A 14,852-nucleotide genomic window follows, 5' to 3' on the forward strand; every position below is an offset into this window, starting at 1 on the left:
CGGAAAGGCCGCTGCTGCGGACCGGAAATGAGGTTTTTTGATCATGAGCGAACACAATCCCTTCGGCACCATGCATGCCACCACCATCATTACCGTGCGCAAGGACGGCAAGGTGGTGATGGCCGGCGACGGCCAGGTCTCGCTCGGCCAGACGGTGATGAAGGGCAATGCCCGCAAGGTGCGCCGCATCGGCAAGGGCGGCAATGTGATCGCCGGTTTCGCCGGCGCCACGGCGGACGCCTTCACCCTGCTGGAGCGGCTGGAGCGCAAGCTTGAGCAATATCCCGACCAGCTGATGCGCGCCTGCGTCGAGCTTGCCAAGGACTGGCGCACCGACAAATATCTGCGCAATCTGGAAGCGATGATGCTGGTCGCCGACAAGGACATCACGCTTGCCGTCACCGGCAATGGCGATGTGCTGGAGCCCGAACACGGCGTCATGGCGATCGGCTCCGGCGGCAATTACGCGCTTTCGGCAGCGCTCGCCCTGATGGACAGCGACAAGCCCGCCGACGATGTCGCCCGCCGCGCGATGGAGATCGCCTCGCAGATCTGCGTCTACACCAATGGCAATATCAACGTGGAAACGCTGGATGCCGCATAATGACGGCGTCATAGGCTTCCGCCCACTTGTCGAAGGCGACCTCGACATGATGGCCCGCTGGCTTGCCGAGCCGCATGTTGCGGCATGGTGGCACGCTGCGGAAAAGCAGGTGGCAAGCATGCGCGCCCATATCGACGATCCGACGGTTTCGCCCTTCGTGGTGCTGCTGGACGATGTGCCGTTCGGCTATATCCAGCTTTGCGATCTCGATGGCGAGCGCGACAACGAGCCGGCGCTTGCAGGCCAGCCCGCCGGCACCTTCGGCATCGATCAGTTCATCGGCCCGGCCGACAAGATCGGCAAGGGCCTCGGCACAAGGCTGGTCTCCGCCATGGCGGAGCGGGCCCTGGCGAGTGATGCGAAGCGCGTCCTCGTCGATCCGCATCCCGATAACGCGGCGGCGATCCGCGCCTATGAGAAGGCCGGCTTCATCCGGCTTGGAATTTTCAGCATGACAAGCGGTCCGGCGCTGCTGATGGCCCGCGATCCTTGAGGAGCAGTGACAGATGACCAGTTTTTCCCCCCGCGAGATCGTTTCCGAGCTCGACCGCCACATCATCGGCCAGCACGACGCCAAGCGCGCCGTCGCCATCGCGCTTCGAAACCGCTGGCGTCGCCAGCAGCTTCCCGATGACCTGCGCGACGAGGTGATGCCGAAGAACATCCTGATGATCGGCCCGACCGGCGTCGGCAAGACCGAGATTTCAAGGCGGCTGGCGAAGCTCGCGGGCGCGCCCTTCATCAAGATCGAGGCGACCAAGTTCACCGAGGTCGGCTATGTCGGTCGCGATGTCGAGCAGATCATCCGGGATCTCGTCGAGATCGGTCTGGTGATCGTGCGCGACAAGAAACGCCAGGAAGTGCAGGCCAAGGCCCATGCGAATGCCGAGGAACGCGTGCTCGACGCGCTGGTCGGCAAGACCGCCTCGCCCGCCACCCGCGATTCATTCCGCAAGAAGCTGCGCGATGGCGAGATGGACGACAAGGAAATCGACATCGAAGTGACGGACACGAGTTCGGGCATGCCGGGCTTCGATATCCCCGGAATGCCGGGCGCCAATATCGGGGTGCTGAACCTTTCGGAAATGTTCGGCAAGGGCATGGGCCAGAAGACCAAGAAGGTGCGCACCACGGTCAAGGATTCCTACCAGGACCTGATCCGCGACGAGAGCGACAAATTGCTGGATGACGAAGTGATCCAGCGCGAAGCGATACGCTCCGTGCAGGAAGACGGCATTGTGTTCCTGGACGAGATCGACAAGATCGCCGCGGGCGACGGGCGCATGGGCGCCGGCGTTTCCCGCGAGGGCGTGCAACGCGACCTGCTGCCGCTGGTCGAGGGCACGACCGTCGCCACCAAGCACGGGCCGATCAAGACCGACCATATCCTGTTCATCGCGTCCGGCGCCTTCCATGTCTCCAAGCCTTCGGACCTGCTTCCGGAGCTTCAGGGCCGACTGCCGATCCGCGTCGAATTGCGGGCGCTGACCAAGGAGGACTTCCGCCGGATCCTGACGGAAACCGAAGCGAGCCTGATCCGCCAGTACAAGGCGCTGCTGAACACCGAGGAAGTCTCGCTCGACTTCACCGAGGATGCGATCGACGCGCTTGCCGATGTCGCGGTGCATCTGAATGCCACCGTCGAAAACATCGGCGCGCGCCGGCTGCAGACGGTGATGGAACGGGTGCTGGACGAAATCTCGTTCACAGCCTCCGACCAGTCCGGCCAGTCCCTGACGATCGATTCGGAATATGTCCGCAAGCATGTCGGCGATCTGGCGCAGGATACCGATCTGTCGCGGTTCATTCTGTAGCCAGCTTTTACGGCGAGGCGGGTAAATGCTCGAAATGCCCCATCAAAGCTGAGTCATGCTCGGGCTTGACCCGAGCATCCAGGCCACACGGTGAATTTTGCCTGGACCCTCGGGTCAAGCCCGAGGGTGACCCGAAAAGCGGTGCGCGGTTTTCAATTTTGCAAAACCGCTCGAACGTCGGGCATTCATATTGCGGACAGTGCCGCGTCGCGTCGACGGAAGATGCGTCAGGGCATGACGGACGCATTTTATCTCTCACCGCGATTGAAATCGCGGGTCTTGCTCCCTACCATCCAATCATCTGAAAGGTCGCGCAGCGCTTGTCGTCGTGCCACGCCCCCAACCCCGGAGGAAAATCATGGAATATCGCCAGCTCGGCCGCTCGGGCCTCAAAATCTCGACCATCACTATGGGCACGATGACCTTTGGCGGGGTCGGCTGGGCGAAGACCGTGGGGGACCTCGGCGCCAAGGAGGCAAGCCGCCTCGTCGACATCTGCATCGATGCCGGGGTCAATATTCTCGACACCGCAGATGCCTATTCGCAAGGCGTGTGCGAGGAAATCATCGGCGAAATCCTCGACAGGCCGCGCCGCGACAAGATGATGATCGCAACCAAGGCCCGGTTTGCCATGGGCGACGGGCCGAATGATGCAGGGCTTTCCCGCCACCATCTGATCGCCGCCTGCGAGGCCAGCCTGAAGCGGATGAAGACCGATGTCATCGACCTCTATCAGGTCCATGAGTGGGACGGGCTGACGCCGCTGGAAGAAACCATGGAAGCGCTCGACACGCTGGTGCGCCACGGCAAGGTCCGCTATGTCGGCTGCTCGAATTTCTCCGGCTGGCATATCATGAAGGCGCTCGGCATTTCCGAGCGCGAGCACCGCCAGCGCTTCGTCAGCCAACAGATCCACTATACGCTCGAAAGCCGCGACGCGGAAAACGAGCTGGTGCCCATCAGCATCGACCAGGGGCTCGGCATTCTGGTGTGGAGCCCGATCGCCGGTGGGCTTCTGTCGGGCAAGCATCGCCGTGACCGCAAGGCCCCGGAGGGCACCCGCCAGTTCGCCGGCTGGACCGAGCCGCCGATCCGCGACGAGGAGCGGCTCTGGACCATCATCGACACGCTGGTGGAGATCGCGGACGCTCGCGGCGTTTCGGCCGCCCAGGTCGCGCTGGCCTGGACGCTCGGGCGCAAGGGCGTGACCTCGGTGATCATCGGCGGGCGCACGGAGGAACAGTTCCGCGACAACCTCGCTTCCGCCGACCTGACGCTTTCCGACGACGAGCGCGGCCGCCTCGATGCCGTCAGCCAGCCCTGGCTGCAATACCCCTACTGGCACCAGCGCAATACCGCGAGCGACCGCCTCGGCGCTGCCGATCTCGCACTGATCGAGCCGTATCTGGAAGGGAAGTAAGGCGAGGGGGCACCACCCGATATGCAGCCGAGGAGCAACTGCTTTTCGTTTAGCTAGGCCCCTACTGCATAGGGAAAGCTTCGGCTCACAATCTCCCCCCTTGAGGGGGAGATGTCGCGAAAGCGACAGAGAGGGGTATTGGGCATAAGCCGCGAACTCAGCGCTCACGGATAGGGTTCACCCCCCTCTGCCCCTATCGGGGCATCTCCCCCTCAAGGGGGGAGATTGGTGGAGACGAGGCCTCGCAAGTGAGGGATTTATGCCCGAATGGCAATAATATTTCAAATTCTTGCCGAATTGACCTCGCGCCCTTTGCCGCTACAGTGACGACAATGACGAATCCAGCCACAGGGATGATGATTTCATGGCGCGCATCGAGAAGAACGGCCTTGCCTATGACAAGGCGCTTTACGACTTTCTGGCCGAGACGGTGCTGCCGGGCACCGGCGTAGAAGCTGAGGCCTTTTTCGAAGGTTTTGCCGCGATCGTCGCCGATCTTGCGCCGAAGAACCGCGCGCTGTTGAAGACCCGCGATGCGATGCAGGAAAAGCTCGACACCTGGTACAAGGAAAACGGCGCGCCCTCCGACATGGCGGCTTACGAGGCGTTTCTGCGCGAGATCGGTTATATCCTGCCGGAAGGCGGGGATTTCGCGGTCGAGACCGACAATGTCGATCCGGAAATCACCACCATCGCCGGCCCGCAGCTGGTGGTGCCGGTGATGAATGCGCGCTATGCGCTGAACGCGGCGAATGCCCGCTGGGGCTCGCTCTATGACGCGCTCTACGGCACGGATGCGATTGCCGAGGATGACGGCGCGGAAAAGGGCAGGGGCTATAACCCGAAGCGCGGCCAGAAAGTCATCGCCTGGGCCAAGGATTTCCTCGACGGCAATTTTCCGCTGGCAGGCGGAAAATGGGCCGATGTCACCGGCTTCGGCTATGATGGCGGCGCGCTGATCGTCAAGACGCCCGCCGGTGAAACCGGCCTTGCCGATCCGGCGCAATATGCCGGTTTCAGGCAAGAGGACGGCGATGCCTTCCGGCTCTATTTCGTCAACAACAACCTCCATGCGCTGATTTTCGTCGACCCCGACAGCATGATCGGCAAGGACGACCCGGCAGGCATCGGCGATATCGCGCTGGAATCGGCCATTACCGCGATCATGGATTGCGAGGATTCCGTTGCCGCCGTCGATGCCGAGGACAAGGTGCTGGCCTATTCCAACTGGCTCGGCCTGATGAAGGGCGACCTGACGGAGGAGGTCGCCAAGGGCGGCAGGACATTCACCCGCAAACTCGCCAACGACATCGAATACACCGCCGCCGACGGCACGTCGAAGACGCTGCCCGGTCGCTCGCTGATGCTGGTCAGGAATGTCGGCCACCTGATGACCAATCCGGCGATCCTCGACCGCGACGGCCGCGAAGTGCCGGAGGGCATCATGGATGCCGCCGTCACCGCGCTGATCGCGCTTTACGACATTGGCGAAAACGGCCGTCACATGAATTCGCGCGCGGGCTCGATGTATGTGGTCAAGCCGAAGATGCACGGGCCGGAGGAAGTGGCCTTCGCCTCGGAATTGTTCGGCCGCGTCGAGGCGATCGTCGGCATGAAGCCGAACACGATGAAGATGGGGATCATGGACGAGGAGCGCCGCACCACGGTCAACCTCAAGGAATGCATCCGCGCGGCCAAGGACCGGGTTGTGTTCATCAATACCGGCTTCCTCGACCGCACCGGCGACGAGATCCACACCTCGATGGAAGCCGGGCCGATGATCCGCAAGGGCGACATGAAGGCCGCCCCCTGGATTGCGGCCTATGAGGACTGGAATGTCGATATCGGACTGGAATGCGGCCTTGCCGGCCACGCCCAGATCGGCAAGGGCATGTGGGCGATGCCGGATCTGATGGCGGGCATGCTGGAGGCGAAGATTTCCCAGCCCAAGGCCGGCGCCAACACCGCCTGGGTGCCCTCCCCGACGGCGGCAACGCTGCATGCCACGCATTACCACGCCGTCAATGTCGCAAGCGTGCAGGAAAAGCTGAAGAGCCGCCCGCGCGCCAGCCTCAGGGATATCCTCTCCGTTCCGGTCGCGGTGCGCCCGAACTGGAGCGAGGCCGATATTCAGGCCGAACTCGACAATAACGCACAGGGGATCCTCGGTTACGTCGTGCGCTGGGTCGATCAGGGCGTCGGCTGCTCCAAGGTGCCCGACATCAACGATATCGGCCTGATGGAAGACCGCGCCACGCTGCGCATCTCCTCGCAGCACATGGCGAACTGGCTGCATCACGGCGTGGTCAGCGAGGACCAGATCGTCGCGACCATGAAGAAGATGGCCGCCGTCGTCGACCGCCAGAACGCGGGCGATCCTGCCTACCGCCCGATGGCCGGACACTTTGATAGCTCCATCGCCTTCCAGGCCGCGCTCGACCTGGTGCTCAAGGGCCGCGAACAGCCGAACGGCTACACCGAACCGGTGCTGCACAAGCGGCGTCTGGAGCGGAAGGCGAAGGATGCGGGCTGAGACTGCGACGCTGCCGTAAATCGTCGCCTGAGATGGCAGCTTTCTCAGCCGCATAGCCCCCAACCAATCTCCCCCCTTGAGGGGGAGATGTCGCGAAGCGACAGAGAGGGGTGTGCAGCATAAGCCGCAGACCCCGTGCTTTCGGAAAGGGTTCACCCCTCTCTGCCCCTGTCGGGGCATCTCTCCCTCAAGGGGAGAGATTGGGATGCGCAATGCCCCGCCTGGGATCAATGGCGACGCACTGCCAGAGCGATGGGCGGCTAAACGAGAGCGCTTTCCCCCGCACAACAATCCCTTGTTTTCCATCAGCAATCGCTCAAAAAATGCGTTCCGCATACGTCACAGTTTGGGCGCGTTTGAGGGAGCATTGTCGCGGCGCTGTCAACGTACAGAAAGGAAAATGTTCATGAAACTGCGTTCATTTGTATATGCGGGGCTGGCGGCCTCGGTGGTTGGCGTCCTTGCGCTTCAGACCACGGCCTCGGCCGCGGAACTGCTCGATACCGGCGCCACCTGGAATGCGGCGTGCAATACCGCGATGACCTGCCGGCTGACGACCAGCGACCTGCCGGCCAATGACGGCGGCCTGGCGATCCCCTCCTTCGTGCGGGCCAATGGCGCGAAATCGCCGGTCATGATGGTGCTGCCGACGATTGACGGCTGGGACACGCTTGCCAGCGACGGCAAGTTCACCATTTCGGTCGACGGAGAGGAGATCACCTCGATCAAGGTCAGCCAGCTCAAGCAGGATGATGGCGAGGGCGGCTATGTGACCAGCGACCCGAAGATCGTACAACCGGTGCTGGCCGCGGCAAGGGTCGGCAAGGACGCGATCATGGTGACCTATGACGGCCCGGAAAGCCAGGAAGTGGCGACCGCCGACCTGACCGGTTTCCGCGAAAGCCTCGACTGGCTTTCCCAGCAGCAGCATCGCGGTTCCTGAAAACGCTTGTTTCAGGCGAAAACCAACCCTACATCGCGCAAGGTACTTTGCGCGATGCAGGCGCAAAGGCCGGCCTCTCGTCCCGTCCCGGAGCCGACCATGCTGATAGATGCCGCCCGCCGGGCGTTTTACGATCTGATCGATCCGAAGATGCGCACCATCCTGTGGAAGGTGCTGGGTCTTTCGCTGCTCTGCCTGACCGGCCTCTGGTTCGCCCTTCGCGGCCTGTTTCTGTGGCTCGCCTTTCCCTGGCTCGAAAGCCTGTTTCCGACCATGCCGGAATGGACCGGCTGGATCACATTCGTGCTGCTGCTGTTTGCGGCGATCGGTCTGGCGCTCGGCCTTGCGTTGCTGATGGCCCCGGTCTCGGCACTCGTCGCCGGCATTTTTCTCGATGAGGCCGCTGAGCATATCGAGCGCAATCATTATCCGGAAGAACCGCCCGGTCGCGCGCTGCCGGTGTTTGCCGCGATCAAGGAGGCGCTGGCCTTTCTCGGCGTCGTCATCCTCGGCAATATCTTCGCGCTGCTGCTGCTGTTGGTTCCCGGCGTCAACCTGATCGCGTTTTTCATCGTCAACGGCTATCTGCTCGGACGCGAGTTTTTCGAATTCGCGGCGATGCGGTTCATGAGCCCCGAGGAGGCGCGTGCCTTCCGCCGGAAACGCGGGTTCACGGTGTTCATTGCCGGCCTGATCGTCGCCGGCTTCGTGGCGATCCCGATCGTCAACCTGGCGACCCCGCTGTTCGCCACCGCCTTCATGATGCATCTGTTCAAACGGATGGACCGGCAGCAAGGCGTGGTTCGTGCGGAAAATTGATGTAAATATGCAATAAACCGCGAATCCATCACTCTTGAATCGAAGCCTCCAAGCGGCTATGACCGTCTTGACATCATGAATACTCAGGAGCGCGCGATGAGCCGTATCGTCTATCTGAACGGAGAATGGCTGGCCGAGGAAGACGCCAAGGTCTCGATCTTCGACCGCGGCTATGTCTTCGCCGACGCCATTTACGAGGTCACCTGCGTTCTCGACGGCAAGCTGCTCGATTATGACGGCCATGCCGCGCGGCTGAAGCGTTCGACGGCGGCCATCGGGATTGCCATGCCGACCGATGACGAAACCCTGCTTGCGCTCCACCGCGAGATCGCCGCCCGCAACGCCATGACCGCGGGGCTGATCTATCTGCAGGTCTCGCGCGGCAATCCGGGCGACCGCGATTTCATGTTCGAAAAGGGGATGACGCCGACCTTCTCGATGTTCACCCAGAAAAAGGACGTGCTCGGCGCGCCCACGGGCAAGAACGGCATCACCGTGGTGACAGTCGAGGACCTGCGCTGGGGCCGCTGCGACATCAAGACGGTGCAGCTTCTCTACCCGAGCCTCGCCAAGATGGAAGCCCATGAAAAGGGCGCCGACGATGCCTGGATGGTCAAGGACGGCCTGGTTACCGAGCAGACCTCGGCCACGGCCTATATCGTGACGGAGGGCGGCGTGGTCGTGACCCGCCCGCTGTCACGCGAAATCCTGCCCGGCATCACCCGCGCCACCGCGCTCGAAATCGCCGCCCGCAACGGCTTCAAGGTCGAGGAACGCGCCTTCAGCGTCGAAGAGGCCAGGGAAGCCAAAGAGGCCTTCTTCACCTCTGCCAGCAATTTCGTGACCCCGGTGATTTCAATCGATGGTCAGCCGATCGGCGACGGCAAGCCCGGCGCAACCAGTCTGAAGCTGCGCGAACTCTACATCGCCGACCGGCGGGCGAACGCGATTTAGCCACCAGTTATCGGCGCCTCCCATCGGACAGTGCCGTTCCGAAAAGTTTCTTTTCGAAAAGCCGTGCCACCGCCACCCGCGTCATCCTCGGGCTTGACCCGAGGATCTAACCACGCCTGTCGCGAGCGGCGCTGGCGTTTGGGCACACTATGGCACCACGAATGGAGAAAGCCGTTACGCCTGACGTGGTGGGATGTGCTTGGATCCTCGTGTCAAGCCCGAGGATTGTTTGTTGAATGCAGGTTATGATGTTGGCGCAGCTGCGGGCTCTTTCACAGCCCGCAGCTGCTGTGGCAGGCGACCGTCCGAGGATTGGGCAACACCCGACGTCATCAAGGTCACTGCCGCACTCTGCCATCGCTTGGAGAGTTGATTGGGCCGCTGCCTGGCACGCCCGCAAACAATCCGAAGCCTAGAGAGGATAGCATCACCATGACCTTTTTGCATCATCCCCCGTGCCGTTGCCTTGGCGTCGATGTCGCCAAGGACACCATCGCCGTTTTTGACGGCCGCATCGCGACGGTCATTCCCAACCAGCGAAAACAGATCCGGCACTTCCTGCGAAAGTGCGATGTCGACCTGGTCATTTGCGAGCCCACCGGCGGCTACGAGATCATCTTGATGGAAGAATGCCGGGGCCTGAAACTTCCGCTCCATCGCGCCGACACACGCAAGCTCAAGGCTTTCATCCGGTCACGCGGCCGCTTGGGCAAGAGCGATGCGATCGATGCGCGGGAAATGGTCGCCTATGGGCTGGAGCGATGGGCAACCCTGCCTTTATGGCATGCGGAGGACCCCTGTGAGGCAAGGCTCAAGGCTCTCGTGCGCCGCCGCGCCGATCTGGTGGCCATGAGGGTGGCCGAGCAGAATCGCGCCAAGGCCCCAAGCGCGCGCGAACTGGGCGGGCGCGACCTGGCCGCCACCTTCAAGGCCCTGCTCACTGTCCTCAACCGGCAGATCGTGCTTGTCGACAAAGCCATCAGTGCGCTGATGCGCTCCGCATCCCTTGTGCAGAGGGCCAGGACCGCAACCGCCATGAAGGGTATCGGCGAAACGACGGCCGCAGCCCTCATTGCCGCCATACCGGAACTGGGGAAGATGGACCGAAAGCAAGCAGCGGCTCTGGCGGGCCTGGCGCCTCATCCAAACGAAAGCGGCAACAAGATCGGCTACCGCAGGATGCGCGGTGGACGGCCAGCCGTGCGAACGATCCTGTTCATGCCCGCCATGCAGGCCGCACAAGGAAGGGGCGAATTCGTCGAATTCTACAAACGCCTCATCCACAACGGTAAAAAGCCAATCGTCGCCCTCGCCGCGGTCATGCGAAAGATAGTCATCACATTGAATGCAAGGTTCAGAGACCAGCTAAGCCAACAGAGTTGATGACGCCGAGAAAGAGGCAGGGCCTGGACCGCGATTTGCGCCTCGAGGAAAGTCGTCTCAAGTCACCCCAGCGGCACCAGCGGCGCCGGCATTTCCGAGGTCTTTTCCGCGGCCTTGCAGATATCGGCGATGACGCAGGCCGGACAGTCGGGCTTGCGGGCCTTGCAGACATAGCGGCCGTGCAGGATCAGCCAGTGGTGGGCGTGGAACAGGTATTGGTCCGGGATTATCTTTTCGAGCTTTGCCTCCACCTCGTCCGGCGTCTTGCCGGGGGCAAGGCCGATGCGGTTGGCGATCCGGAAGATATGGGTGTCGACGGCAATCGTCGCCTCGCCGAAGGCCATCGACATCACCACATTGGCGGTCTTGCGGCCGACGCCGGGCAGGGTGACGAGTTCCTCGCGGGTCCTCGGCACCTCGCCGCCGAACTCGTCGATCAGTTTCCGGCTGAGCGCGATCACGTTTTTGGCCTTGTTGCGATAAAGCCCGATGGTTCTGATATGGGAGATCAGCCGTTCCTCGCCGAGTTCCACCATCTGTTCCGGGGTCTCGACTTCGGCAAACAGCGCGCGGGTCGCCTTGTTGACGCCGACATCGGTGGCCTGGGCGGAAAGCGCAACGGCGACCAGCAGCGTGAACGGATTGGTGTGCTCCAGCTCGCCCTTCGGTTCCGGCCGCTGGATTTCGAAGCGGCGGAAAATCTCGCGGATTTCCGCATCGCTATAGACGCTCGGTCGACCGGTATTTGACTTTTTGCGCCTTTGGGTGCTGACTGTGGTCTTGGGTTTTGTCATTTTTTCAATCTGGCTCGACGCGCAATGACCGAAGCGCTTGATGACAGGCCGGTCTTTTCGGCTGAACTTTTCCCCCATCGCTCTTTGGGGCGCAAGGGTTTTCGCGTGCTGCTCTCGCTCGCGGCCCTCGGCTTCGTGCCGAACATGCTGTATTTCACCGCCCACGGGGCCTGGCCGATCGCGCTTTACTGCCTTGCGGCATTCGCCGGCCTTTATGCCGCCTTCAGGTGGTCCTACCGGACAGCCCTTCAGCGCGAGCATGTTTCGGTGTCGCGGCTTGAGATATCGGTCACCAAGGTGACGCCGGCGGGCCGCAGGCTCGAGGCGCATTACAATCCGTTCTGGGCGCGCTTCATGGTTGATCGCCACGACGAGTTCGGCATCACCCGCATGGCGCTTGCGGGCGAGGGGCGGCGAACCGAGATCGGCGCCTTTCTCAATCCGGATGACCGGGAGAGTTTCGCAGGGGCCTTCCGGCAGGCGCTGGCGACCGTGAAACAGCGCATTTGACGGCGGCTGGCAAGAATCGGGTGGCGGGGCTTGCGAAAACCGTGCTTGCTGCCGTGACGAAGGAGCACGAAGCCGATGAACGCCTTATTCGAAACCATATCCGACAGCGCCGTCGAGATGACCCCGTGCGGGGCCGATTACGACACGGTGCGCAGTGTGATCACGATGATCAGCGAGGATTATCGCGACCAGCCGGGGCTCGAGACCATCGCCGAGCGGCTCGGCATGTCGCCGACCGGATTGCAGAAGACCTTCACCCGCTGGGCCGGGCTTTCGCCGAAAGCGTTTCTGCAGGCCATCACGCTCGATCACGCCAAGCAGCTTCTCGGCAAGGAACGGCTGCCGGTGCTCGACACCTCCTATGAACTCGGCCTTTCCGGTCCCGGCCGCCTGCACGACCTGTTCGTCACCCACGAGGCGATGTCGCCGGGCGAGTGGAAGAGCGGCGGCGAGAGCCTGGTGATCCGCTACGGGTTCCACGCCTCGCCCTTCGGCCGGTCGCTGCTGATGATCACCGATCGCGGGCTTGCCGGCGTCGCCTTTGCCGATCCCGGCGAGGAGCGCGTTGCATTCGAGGACATGGCGGCGCGCTGGCCCAACGCCACCTATATCGAGGACGAGCGCGCGACGGCGGCCTATGCGCGGCGGATATTCGATCCGGAGGAATGGTCGTCGGACCGGCCGCTGAAAGTCGTGCTGATCGGAACCGACTTTCAGGTTCAGGTCTGGGAAAGCCTGCTGAAGATACCGTTCGGCAAGGCCAAGTCCTATTCCGATATCGCCGCTGAAATCGGTCGGCCGAAGGCGTCGCGCGCCGTCGGCGCCGCGATTGGAAGGAACCCGGTTTCCTTCGTCGTTCCCTGCCACCGGGCGCTTGGCAAGTCCGGCCAGCTTACGGGTTACCACTGGGGCGTGACCCGCAAGCGGGCCATGCTCGGCTGGGAGGCCGGCCAGGCCTGAGCGATGGTTCCGGAGCAGCCGGTTTCAGACCCTGCTGCCGCCGGCAATTGCGATATCCTTCCTTGACTTTGAAAAGCCTCGCTTGCGATAGTCGCCGGGAAACTGCCGCCCTTGCATGGCGGGCCGATGTCTGCGAACAGTCATGAACGCATCACCGCGACCCGCTATCATCGCGGGAGCGCCGCGACGGCTTCGGCGGAACAGGATTGCGGCCGGCCTTCTGGTCCGGCCATAGAAGGAAGGATGAGGAAAATGGCTTCCAAGCTAGATCAATTGCGCGAGATGACCACGGTCGTTGCCGATACCGGCGATATCCGCGCTGTCGAGAAACTGAAACCGGTCGATTGCACCACCAATCCCTCGATCGTGCTGAAGGCGCTGTCCACCGACATGTTCGACGACGCCTTCGCCGAGGCGATCAAATGGGGCAAGGAGCAGGGCGGCGCCAAGGATGATGTGGTCGCCGCCGTCGCCAGCCGGCTCGCCATCGATGTCGGCGCGGCCCTGGTCAAGCTGGTGCCCGGCCGGGTTTCGACCGAGGTCGATGCCGACCTGTCCTTCGATACCGATGCCTCGGTCGCCAAGGCGCGCGCGATCATCAAGGCCTATGACGAGCGCGGCATCGGCCGCGAGCGCATCCTGATCAAGCTCGCCTCCACCTGGGAGGGCATCCGCGCCTGCGAAATCCTTCAGATGGAAGGCATTGACTGCAATCTGACGCTGCTGTTTTCCAAATGCCAGGCGATTGCCTGCGCCGATGCCGGCGCCTTCCTGATCTCGCCGTTCGTCGGCCGTATTCTCGACTGGTACAAGAAGGATACCGGCGAGACCTACACGTCGGAAACCGATCCCGGCGTCGTGTCTGTCCGCTCGATCTATAATTATTACAAGGCCAACGGCATCAAGACCGTGGTCATGGGCGCCTCGTTCCGCAATACCGGCGAGATCGAAGGCCTTGCCGGCTGCGACCGGTTGACGATCGCGCCGAACCTGCTTGAAGAACTTGCCGCCGACGACGGCAAGCTGGAGCGCAAGCTGACGCCGGATGTCTTCGAGGCCGAAGACAGGATCGATATCGACGAGAAGACCTTCCGCTGGATGATGAACGAGGACCCGATGGCGACCGAAAAGCTCGCCGAGGGCATCCGCAATTTCGCCAAGGACCTCGGCAAATTGCGCACGCTGGTGGCGGAAAAGCTCGACGCCTGATTTTTTTCGAAGAAAAATCGAACGATGAACCCGGCTGCAAGGCCGGGTTTTTTGTTGTCTTTGGCCGCCCCGACAGGATCCTCAGCGTGTCCTTCTGTCCCAATTTAATCAATTGATTTATAAGCTGAATCGCACTCGAACCGAAGGTTTCCAGCGCCAAAAATAAAGCCGTAACAAGGGCTTCGACGAATATGCGCGAGGGCCGTCAACAAAAGAACGACGCTGCGGCTCTAAAATGAAGACTTGTTAATCACGCGATTAAAACCCATCTCCCGGTCATCAAATGATGCAATGATGATCAAAGGAGTTTCATCATGAACAAGTTCGCAGCCACCGCCGCCCTGGTCTCCGCTCTCGCAGCGGCCCCCGCGGCCTTCGCCATCCAGCCCTCGGCCGTTCCGGAAACCGGCACGCTTTCCAAGGCTCCGGTCGGTTCCACGGTCCAGATCGAGAGTACCGGCAAGTTCGGGGATCATTACGTGAATTTCTATCGCGTGTCCGATGACGGCTCGCTGAAGCTCGTCGACCAGGTTCGCCAGAGCGACGACTGAAATCAACAATCATGATGGTGCGCCCGGAAACGGTAGCGCACCGCAACAAGGAGTATTTATAATGAACAAGTTCGCAGTAGCCGCCGCTCTCGCCTCCATTCTGGCCGCCCCGGCCGCCTTTGCCATCCAGCCGTCCGCCATCCCGGATGCCGGCCCGCTGGTCAACTCGCCCGTCGGCAGCACCGTACAGATCGAAAGCACCGGCAAGTTCGGCGCCCGTTACGACAACTACTTCCGTGTCGGCGCGAATGGCGAGTTGGAGTTTGTCGATCAGTTTCGCCAGTCCGACAACTGATCGATGGTAGCAGCGCCTTGGACGGCGCCCGCTCATTCTCAAAAAAAAGGCCCTGGTTTTCCG

The 14,852-nt window shown here is 62.1% G+C and carries 15 protein-coding genes; 14 read left to right on the forward strand and 1 reads right to left on the reverse strand.

The window, feature by feature from the left end; all coding sequences use genetic code 11:
- Positions 1-43 precede the first annotated feature (43 nt).
- The 9 genes from hslV (at position 44) to HQ843_RS06125 (ending at position 10,470) form a co-directional block, all read left to right on the forward strand.
- Complete coding sequence (hslV, locus tag HQ843_RS06085; protein WP_180899356.1) at positions 44-604, forward strand: ATP-dependent protease subunit HslV; 561 nt, start codon at positions 44-46, stop codon at positions 602-604.
- Positions 594-1,097: a GNAT family N-acetyltransferase gene (locus HQ843_RS06090; RefSeq protein ID WP_180899355.1), complete on the forward strand. Its 504-nt coding sequence runs from the start codon at positions 594-596 to the stop codon at positions 1,095-1,097. Before hslV ends, HQ843_RS06090 begins: the two co-directional genes overlap by 11 nt.
- Positions 1,098-1,110: 13 nt before the next feature.
- Positions 1,111-2,418: an ATP-dependent protease ATPase subunit HslU gene (hslU, locus tag HQ843_RS06095; RefSeq protein ID WP_180899354.1), complete on the forward strand. Its 1,308-nt coding sequence runs from the start codon at positions 1,111-1,113 to the stop codon at positions 2,416-2,418.
- A 358-nt stretch (positions 2,419-2,776) separates the two neighbouring features.
- Positions 2,777-3,838 carry an aldo/keto reductase gene (locus tag HQ843_RS06100; protein ID WP_180899353.1) on the forward strand — a complete coding sequence of 354 codons (1,062 nt, stop codon included), beginning with the start codon at positions 2,777-2,779 and terminating at the stop codon, positions 3,836-3,838.
- Between the two features lie 364 nt (positions 3,839-4,202).
- Positions 4,203-6,371, forward strand: a complete 2,169-nt coding sequence (locus tag HQ843_RS06105) for a malate synthase G (RefSeq protein WP_180899352.1) — start codon at positions 4,203-4,205, stop codon at positions 6,369-6,371.
- 406 nt (positions 6,372-6,777) lie between these two features.
- On the forward strand, positions 6,778-7,314 hold the full coding sequence (locus tag HQ843_RS06110) for a hypothetical protein (protein ID WP_180899351.1): 537 nt from the start codon (positions 6,778-6,780) through the stop codon (positions 7,312-7,314).
- Between the two features lie 99 nt (positions 7,315-7,413).
- Positions 7,414-8,133: a sulfate transporter family protein gene (locus HQ843_RS06115; protein WP_180899350.1), complete on the forward strand. Its 720-nt coding sequence runs from the start codon at positions 7,414-7,416 to the stop codon at positions 8,131-8,133.
- A 96-nt stretch (positions 8,134-8,229) separates the two neighbouring features.
- Positions 8,230-9,087, forward strand: coding sequence for a D-amino-acid transaminase (locus tag HQ843_RS06120; RefSeq protein WP_180899349.1), 858 nt, complete (start codon positions 8,230-8,232; stop codon positions 9,085-9,087).
- A gap of 432 nt (positions 9,088-9,519) precedes the next feature.
- Positions 9,520-10,470, forward strand: a complete 951-nt coding sequence (locus tag HQ843_RS06125) for an IS110 family RNA-guided transposase (RefSeq protein ID WP_180897501.1) — start codon at positions 9,520-9,522, stop codon at positions 10,468-10,470.
- Positions 10,471-10,532: 62 nt separating this feature from the next.
- On the opposite strand, the gene nth is transcribed toward HQ843_RS06125, so the two are convergent.
- The gene (gene nth, locus HQ843_RS06130) at positions 10,533-11,264 is read right to left on the reverse strand and encodes an endonuclease III (RefSeq protein ID WP_180899348.1); all 732 of its coding nucleotides are present in this window, start codon (positions 11,262-11,264) and stop codon (positions 10,533-10,535) included.
- Between the two features lie 24 nt (positions 11,265-11,288).
- On the opposite strand from nth, the gene HQ843_RS06135 reads away from it, so the two are divergent.
- The 5 genes from HQ843_RS06135 (at position 11,289) to HQ843_RS06155 (ending at position 14,789) form a co-directional block, all read left to right on the forward strand.
- Positions 11,289-11,774, forward strand: coding sequence for a DUF2244 domain-containing protein (locus tag HQ843_RS06135; protein ID WP_180899347.1), 486 nt, complete (start codon positions 11,289-11,291; stop codon positions 11,772-11,774).
- 75 nt (positions 11,775-11,849) lie between these two features.
- Positions 11,850-12,734, forward strand: coding sequence for a methylated-DNA--[protein]-cysteine S-methyltransferase (locus tag HQ843_RS06140; RefSeq protein ID WP_180899346.1), 885 nt, complete (start codon positions 11,850-11,852; stop codon positions 12,732-12,734).
- Between the two features lie 252 nt (positions 12,735-12,986).
- Positions 12,987-13,943 (forward strand): transaldolase, encoded by a 957-nt coding sequence (gene tal / locus HQ843_RS06145; RefSeq protein ID WP_180899345.1) that lies wholly within the window; start codon positions 12,987-12,989, stop codon positions 13,941-13,943.
- A gap of 314 nt (positions 13,944-14,257) precedes the next feature.
- Positions 14,258-14,494 carry a hypothetical protein gene (locus tag HQ843_RS06150; protein WP_180899344.1) on the forward strand — a complete coding sequence of 79 codons (237 nt, stop codon included), beginning with the start codon at positions 14,258-14,260 and terminating at the stop codon, positions 14,492-14,494.
- 61 nt (positions 14,495-14,555) lie between these two features.
- Complete coding sequence (locus HQ843_RS06155; RefSeq protein WP_180899343.1) at positions 14,556-14,789, forward strand: hypothetical protein; 234 nt, start codon at positions 14,556-14,558, stop codon at positions 14,787-14,789.
- Positions 14,790-14,852 lie beyond the last annotated feature (63 nt).

The organism is Martelella sp. NC20, from assembly GCF_013459645.1.
In the GTDB taxonomy this organism is placed as follows: domain Bacteria; phylum Pseudomonadota; class Alphaproteobacteria; order Rhizobiales; family Rhizobiaceae; genus Martelella.

Coding starts and splice junctions, on each gene's coding strand:
- hslU (WP_180899354.1), top strand. CDS start 1,111: ATGACCAGTTTTTCCCCCCGCGAGATCGTTTCCGAGCTCGACCGCCAC.
- HQ843_RS06135 (WP_180899347.1), top strand. CDS start 11,289: ATGACCGAAGCGCTTGATGACAGGCCGGTCTTTTCGGCTGAACTTTTC.
- HQ843_RS06100 (WP_180899353.1), top strand. CDS start 2,777: ATGGAATATCGCCAGCTCGGCCGCTCGGGCCTCAAAATCTCGACCATC.
- HQ843_RS06105 (WP_180899352.1), top strand. CDS start 4,203: ATGGCGCGCATCGAGAAGAACGGCCTTGCCTATGACAAGGCGCTTTAC.
- HQ843_RS06125 (WP_180897501.1), top strand. CDS start 9,520: ATGACCTTTTTGCATCATCCCCCGTGCCGTTGCCTTGGCGTCGATGTC.
- hslV (WP_180899356.1), top strand. CDS start 44: ATGAGCGAACACAATCCCTTCGGCACCATGCATGCCACCACCATCATT.
- HQ843_RS06155 (WP_180899343.1), top strand. CDS start 14,556: ATGAACAAGTTCGCAGTAGCCGCCGCTCTCGCCTCCATTCTGGCCGCC.
- HQ843_RS06110 (WP_180899351.1), top strand. CDS start 6,778: ATGAAACTGCGTTCATTTGTATATGCGGGGCTGGCGGCCTCGGTGGTT.
- HQ843_RS06115 (WP_180899350.1), top strand. CDS start 7,414: ATGCTGATAGATGCCGCCCGCCGGGCGTTTTACGATCTGATCGATCCG.
- HQ843_RS06150 (WP_180899344.1), top strand. CDS start 14,258: ATGAACAAGTTCGCAGCCACCGCCGCCCTGGTCTCCGCTCTCGCAGCG.
- tal (WP_180899345.1), top strand. CDS start 12,987: ATGGCTTCCAAGCTAGATCAATTGCGCGAGATGACCACGGTCGTTGCC.
- HQ843_RS06090 (WP_180899355.1), top strand. CDS start 594: ATGCCGCATAATGACGGCGTCATAGGCTTCCGCCCACTTGTCGAAGGC.
- nth (WP_180899348.1), bottom strand. CDS start 11,264: ATGACAAAACCCAAGACCACAGTCAGCACCCAAAGGCGCAAAAAGTCA.
- HQ843_RS06120 (WP_180899349.1), top strand. CDS start 8,230: ATGAGCCGTATCGTCTATCTGAACGGAGAATGGCTGGCCGAGGAAGAC.
- HQ843_RS06140 (WP_180899346.1), top strand. CDS start 11,850: ATGAACGCCTTATTCGAAACCATATCCGACAGCGCCGTCGAGATGACC.